This window comes from Saccharopolyspora shandongensis (genome assembly GCF_900106995.1).
GTDB classification, from domain to species: Bacteria; Actinomycetota; Actinomycetes; order Mycobacteriales; family Pseudonocardiaceae; genus Saccharopolyspora; species Saccharopolyspora shandongensis.
In genome coordinates, this window is record NZ_FNOK01000128.1 from 1 (window position 1) to 1,975 (window position 1,975).

General features: G+C 65.5%; 1 protein-coding gene and 2 pseudogenes. 2 read left to right on the forward strand and 1 reads right to left on the reverse strand.

The window, feature by feature from the left end:
- Positions 1 to 104: 104 nt before the first annotated feature.
- Positions 105 to 1,058 (forward strand): annotated as a pseudogene (locus BLW84_RS45910) (IS110 family transposase); the annotation flags it as partial.
- On the opposite strand, the gene BLW84_RS50645 reads toward BLW84_RS45910, so the two are convergent.
- The gene (locus tag BLW84_RS50645) at positions 1,012 to 1,233 is read right to left on the reverse strand and encodes a cytochrome P450 (protein ID WP_143061393.1); all 222 of its coding nucleotides are present in this window, start codon (positions 1,231 to 1,233) and stop codon (positions 1,012 to 1,014) included. The pseudogene BLW84_RS45910 and the gene BLW84_RS50645 sit on opposite strands and share 47 nt — an antisense overlap.
- Before the next feature lie 304 nt (positions 1,234 to 1,537).
- On the opposite strand from BLW84_RS50645, the pseudogene BLW84_RS45915 reads away from it, so the two are divergent.
- Positions 1,538 to 1,883, forward strand: a pseudogene (locus BLW84_RS45915) (DDE-type integrase/transposase/recombinase); the annotation flags it as partial.
- Positions 1,884 to 1,975: the final 92 nt, after the last annotated feature.

The window sequence follows — 1,975 nt, forward strand, 5'->3', positions numbered from 1 at the left end:
GCTCGGGAAACTTCGACGAACCTGACACAGAGACATCCTTGCTCAGGCAACTACTGCCTGGGATCAGGGTGTCCGGTTCACAGGGGCAACCTCAGACTGGGTGGATGACCAGTACATACGGCGTGTTCCTTGGCCTGGACGTGGGCAAGGGCGAGCACCACGCCGTGGGCCTGGACCCGGCAGGGAAGCGGCTGCACGACGGCCCGCTGCCCAACAGCGAACCGAAGCTGCGGGCGGTATTCGACAAGCTCGCCCAGCATGGGCCGCTGCTGGTCGTGGTCGACCAGCCCGCCACGATCGGCGCGTTGCCGGTCGCGGTCGCCCGAGCCTGCGGGCACCAGGTCGCCTACCTGCCCGGGCTGGCCATGCGCCGCATCGCCGACCTCTACCCGGGTAACGCCAAGACCGACGCCCGCGACGCCTTCGTGATCGCCGACGCCGCACGCACCCTGCCCCACACCCTGCGCCAGGTCGGCGTGGGCGACGACGCCCTGGCCGAACTCGGCGTGCTGGCCGGGTTCGACGACGACCTGGCCGCCGAGGCCACCCGGATCAGCAACCGGATCCGCGGCCTGCTCACCGGAATCCACCCCGCGCTCGAACGCGCCCTCGGTCCTCGCGTCGCCCACACCGCGGCGCTGGAGCTCCTGGTCCGTTGCGGCGGGCCGATCGGCCTGGGCAACACCAGCCGGCGCAAGCTGATCTCGATCGCGACCAAGCACGCGCCCCGCATGGGCGAGCGGCTCATCGACGAGCTGTTGGCCGCCTTGTCCGAGCAGACCGTGGTGGTTCCCGGAGCCGCCGCGGCCGACATGGTGCTGCCGCGGCTGGCTGAGAGCCTGAGAACCGTTCTGGAGCAACGGAAAGCGCTCGCGTCCGAGATCGAGGGGATCCTTGATGCGCACCCTCTTGCCGAGGTCCTTGCGACCATGGTTTGGCAGGTCAGGTCGCCGCCGGCTGAAGTACGATCGGTAGCGCGTAACGCAGCGGCATATTCACGATGGGCGCCTGTCAGCGCAATGTCTCTTCGACCACGTCCTCCCAGGAAGCTTCGCCGACCTGGGCGAGGGCGAGTTGATCGGGGTGGGTGAGCAGAGCCGTGACGGCGTGGTCTATAAGATTGGCGGATGTTTCATGTGCTGCCGCGAGCATCGAGACCAGGGTGCCCACCAACTCGTTTTCGTTGAGCCGTGAACCGTCGTCGTCGCGGGCGGCGATGAGCGCGGTGGTCATATCGTCGCCTGCTTTTTCCGTTTGGAGGCAACGAGGTCAGCAAAGCCGCTATACAGCGCCTGTCGAGTAGCCGCAGCTTCTTCCGAACTGGACGCGGTGGCGACGACACCGTCGATGGACTGGCGCAGGGCGGTACGCGCGGCGTCGGGAACACCAAAAAGTTGGCTCTGTCGCTGATTGCGTGATCAAGGATGCTCGTGTGGCCGTGAGCTGTCACTCGACAAGCAAGATTCTCCTGCGCAGCAAGGTGAAACTGGCTCTGCCGTAGGTTTGGCGCTTGAGCATCTTGATCTTCGTGTTGACGCCCTCCTCATTGGGCCGGGACTTCACCGCCGCCGAGCCTATCAACGCTGGTGCCGCGATATCACCTATCTGCCGCTGACAGGTGGCGATCACCTATACCTGGCGACCGTGATCGATATCTGCTCACGCAGGTTGATCGGGTGGTCCATCGCCGGTCACCTGCGGGCCGAGTTGGTCTGCGATGCGCTGCGGGCCGCCGTGCGTGCCCGCGGCGGCGACGTCGACGGCGTGGTCTTCCACGCCGACAGGGGTCGCAATACACCTCGGCTGATTTCGCCAAGGCCTGTAAGCCTCACGGTGTGCGGCGGTCGATGGGCAGGATCGGCTCCAGCTACGACAACGCTTTGCAACTCGTTTCAGAATGATCGGTGTGTCTGATGTCGGTGGTTGATCATCTTTTGGCATGCTGCTGGGGTGATCGAGGAGTTGGTGCCAGAGG